At 71.9% G+C, this 4,078-nt stretch carries 4 protein-coding genes; all 4 read right to left on the reverse strand.

What is annotated here, in order from left to right; all coding sequences use genetic code 11:
* Positions 1–125 precede the first annotated feature (125 nt).
* A complete protein-coding gene (locus ETD96_RS42040) occupies positions 126–947 on the reverse strand; it encodes an S-methyl-5'-thioadenosine phosphorylase (protein WP_138642061.1) in 822 nt (273 codons plus the stop codon).
* A 102-nt stretch (positions 948–1,049) separates the two neighbouring features.
* Entirely contained in the window at positions 1,050–2,810 is a 1,761-nt protein-coding gene (locus tag ETD96_RS42045; protein ID WP_240808612.1) for an MMPL family transporter, read from the reverse strand.
* Positions 2,702–3,175 (reverse strand): hypothetical protein, encoded by a 474-nt coding sequence (locus tag ETD96_RS47300; protein WP_240808613.1) that lies wholly within the window; start codon positions 3,173–3,175, stop codon positions 2,702–2,704. The genes ETD96_RS42045 and ETD96_RS47300 overlap by 109 nt, the downstream gene beginning before the upstream one ends.
* A 361-nt stretch (positions 3,176–3,536) precedes the next feature.
* Positions 3,537–3,908: an FmdB family zinc ribbon protein gene (locus ETD96_RS42050; RefSeq protein WP_138642062.1), complete on the reverse strand. Its 372-nt coding sequence runs from the start codon at positions 3,906–3,908 to the stop codon at positions 3,537–3,539.
* Between the last annotated feature and the right edge of the window lie 170 nt (positions 3,909–4,078).

Consider the following 4,078-nt stretch of genomic DNA (forward strand, 5'->3'; position numbering starts at 1 on the left):
GAGGTCGCGGGCGGCGGCGAGGACGCGGACGGACGGGGGAGGCCCGGGCCGCAGCGCGAGGAGGGCGAGGCCCGCGGCGGCCGCGGCGAACAGCGCCGCCAGCGGCCGCCGCAGGCGGGCGGGTCTCATGGGAGGTCCAGGGGGAGTTCCAGGCCGTCCAGGGCGCTGGGGCACGGGCAGGCGCGCTCGGTGGGCAGCGCCTTGACCGTGTCGGCGACGAGGGCGCGGAGCCGGTCGATGTTCTGGCCGAAGACGCGGAGCACCTCCTGCATGGTGACGCCCTCGCCTTCCTCGATGCCCGCGTCGAGGTCGGTGACGAGGCAGAGGGAGGTGTAGCAGAGCGCCAGCTCGCGGGCGAGGACGGCCTCGGGGTGGCCGGTCATCCCGATGAGCGTCCAGCCCTGGGAGGCGAACCACTGGGATTCGGCGCGGGTGGAGAACCGGGGCCCCTCGATGACGACGAGCGTGCCGCGGTCGACGGGGTCCCAGCCGGTGGCGCGGGCCGATTCGAGGGCGGTGCGGCGGCCGGTGGGGCAGTACGGGTCGGAGAACGACACGTGGACCGCGCCGCCGGCGTCGTAGTAGGTCTGCTCGCGCCCGGACGTCCGGTCGGCGAGCTGGTCGGGGACGGCGAGCGTGCCGGGCCCGTACCGCGGCGTGAGGGAGCCGACCGCGCAGGGCGCGAGGACCTGCCGGACGCCCAGGGAGCGCAGCGCCCACATGTTGGCCCGGTAGGGGATGCGGTGGGGCGGGAACCGGTGGTCGCGGCCGTGCCGGGGGACGAAGGCGACGCGGCGGCCGGCCAGCTCGCCGACCGCGACGGGGTCGCTCGGCGGGCCGTAGGGGGTGTCGACCCGCACCTCTTCGATGTCGTCGAGGAACGAGTAGAAGCCCGAGCCGCCGATGACCCCGATCTCGGCGGTGGGCTGGGAACCGGAAGTGGACATGGCGCCGACACTAGCCACCCGCCCGCCGGGCCCGGCAGGTCGTCCGCCGATTGTGGATAACCCGGGGGGAGAGGGCACGCGCGCCCTCTCCCCCCGGTGCCGTCAGCCGACCGGGTCCAGGACCTTGGGCTCGGCGGCCGGCTCCTTGCGGGCGAGGCGTCCCGGCGTCCAGATCCGCCGCCCGATGTCGTGCGCCAGGGCCGGGAGCAGCAGGGACCGGACGATGAGCGTGTCGAGCAGGACGCCGAACGCGACCACGAAGCCCATCTCCACCATGCTGACCAGCGGCAGCGTGACCATGGCCGCGAACGTGGCCGCCAGCACCAGCCCGGCCGAGGTGATCACGCCGCCGGTGACGGTGAGGCCGCGCTGGATGCCGCGGCGCGTGCCGAGGGTCTGCGCCTCCTCCCGCACCCGGTGCATCAGGAAGATGTTGTAGTCGACCCCGAGCGCGACCAGGAAGATGAACGCCAGCAGCGGGAACCCGGCGTCGGCGCCCTCGAAGCCGAAGCCGTGCTCGAAGATCAGCGCGCAGGCGCCGAGCGAGGCCAGGAACGACAGCACGACGGTGCCGATCATCAGCAGCGGCGCGACGGCGGCGCGCAGCAGCGCGATGAGGATCAGGAACACCACGGCCAGCACGATCGGGATGATCACCTTGTTGTCGCGGGCGGAGGCGCGCTTGATGTCGAGCGACGTCGCGGTGGTGCCGCCGACCTTCGCGTCCGCGGACGGGACGGCGTGCACCGCGGTGCGCAGCCGGTCGATGGTCTTGCGCGCGGCCTCGCCGTCGGCCGGGTCCTTCAGCACCGCCTCGTACTTGACCAGGCCGTTCACGGTCACCGGCGAGGAGACCTCGGCGATGCCGGACGTCCCGCGCAGGGTCTGGGCCAGCTGGTCGGACGCCGGCGCCCGGCCGATGACGACGGCGGGGGAGCCCGATCCCGCGGGGAAGTGCTGGGCGACGACCTTCGAGCCCTTCACGGAGTCGGGAGTGCCGGTGAACTGTCCGGCGTCGGTCAGGCCGTCCGCCTTGAGCGACCCCAGCCCCAGTGTGAGGACGATCAGACCGAGCATGGTGACGGCCCAGAGCGCGCGCGGGCGCCTGCCGACGAAGGCGGCTATGCGGCTCCACACGTTGTGCTCGGCGTCGTACGCCTCCGGCTTGAGGTACTTCTCGTCGTACCGGGGCACGAGCGGCCAGAACAGCCACCGGCCGAAGATGACAAGGAGGGCGGGCAGCAGCGTGGTCATGGCCGCCAGGGCGGTGAGCACGCCGGCGGCGGCGACGGGACCCATGCCCGCGGTGGAGTTCATGTCGGCGAGCAGCAGGCACAGCAGGCCGACCGCGACGGTGGCGGCGGAGGCGATGATGGCGGGCGCCGCGCGGTGCAGCGCGAAGGCCATCGCTTCGTGCCGGTCCTCATGGCGGTGCAGCTCTTCCCGGTAGCGGGCCACGAGCAGCAAGGCGTAGTCGGTCGCGACACCGAAGACGAGGACGGTCAGGATGCCAGCGCTCTGCCCGTTGACGGTGAGGTCGCCGTACTTGGCGAGCAGGTACACCGACGACTGGGCGAGCCCCAGGGCGAAGACGGCGCTGAGTACCGGGACGATCCACAGAAGAGGGCTGCGGTAGATGAAGAGCAGCAGGACGATGACGACGGCGCCCGCGGCCATGAGCAGGAAGCCGTCGAGGCTGTTGAAGACCTTGAACATGTCGGCGCCGCTGCCGGCGGGGCCGGTGACGTGGGCGGTCAGCCCCGGAGGCCCGCGTTTGGCGATGGCACGCGCCTCGTCGAGGCGGCGGTGATGTCCACGTCTGTGAGCGGCACGAGCGTCTGCAGGGCTTTGCCGTCCTGGGATGGGAACGGCCCCGCCACCTTCTGGGCGCCGGGGAGCTTCTGCAGCGCGCCCACGTCCGCGGCCGCTTTGGCGCGGTCGGCCGTGGTGATCCCGCCGGACCGCTCGTAGACGATGACGGCGGGCATCGTCTCGTCCTTGCGGAACTGCTCCTCCAGCTCGACGACCTGGGTCGACTCGGCGCCCGCGGGGAGCCAGGCGGCCGCGTCGTTCTCCTCGACGTCGCCGAGCTTGCCGGCGAGCGGGCCGAGGGCCATCAGCAGGACGATCCACAGGGCCAGGACGGCCCATTTGGTGCGCCGTCCGGCGATCAGTCCGGCGAGCCGGTGGGACGGGGGTCTGGGGGGAGCCGGGCTCGGTGCGCTCATGTTCCTCTCCTGGGGCGCTGAAAGACGAGATATGTCGCGATGACTCAGAATGTCTCGCTCCCCGAGAGATGTCAAGTACTATCTCGAAATCCCCGAGGACGGTGCGGCGGGAACGGAGACCAGAGCGGACCGAAGCGGGCCGGAGTCGGCCGGAGCGCCGGGGCGGGCCGTTCCCTACTCCTCATCGTCGCGAGGAGGCGTGCCGTGCGCGTCCGGCGCGAGAAGGGAACTCCGCTACCCCGCGCGGGGCATGAGAAGGGCGCCGGCTACCTCTTGAGATGTAGCCGGCGCCCGGGAACGCCGAAGGCCCGGCGGATCCGCAGGGGTTCCGCCGGGTCGGGCGTAAAGGAGTCCTAGGAGGTCAGGCGACCTTTTCGGACGACGAGGACTTGCTGGACGACGAGGAGTCGCCGCCGGACGACGCCGACGCGCCGGAGGACGACGAGGACGAGCCCGCCGAGCCGGAGTCGCCCGAGGAGCCGTTGGCGGAGCCGCCCGACGAGCCGTTGGACGAGGCGCTCGACGACGAGCCCGCGGTCGAGGACGACTTGCCGGAGCCGCGGCTGTCGGTGCGGTAGAAGCCCGACCCCTTGAAGATGATTCCCGCCGCGGAGAAGACCTTGCGGAGCTTGCCGGTGCACGCCGGGCATTCGGTCAGCGCGTCGTCGCTGAACTTCTGCACGACCTCCAGAGGCTCGCCGCACTCGGTGCAAACGTACTGATACGTCGGCACGGTTCCTCCTAGCTGACTCAGCCCGGCGGAGTCCGGACTGGCACTCACTCTGAACGACTGCTAATGGTACCCATGCGTGGAACAGGATTCGCCCCCGGCCTGTTCCCAGACCGGTCACGAATCCGTCCCTCGGAGCCCCGTACCTCAGACCTGCGGGTTCGTCCCAAGGC

Source organism: Actinomadura geliboluensis, from assembly GCF_005889745.1.
Lineage (GTDB): Bacteria > Actinomycetota > Actinomycetes > Streptosporangiales > Streptosporangiaceae > Spirillospora > Spirillospora geliboluensis.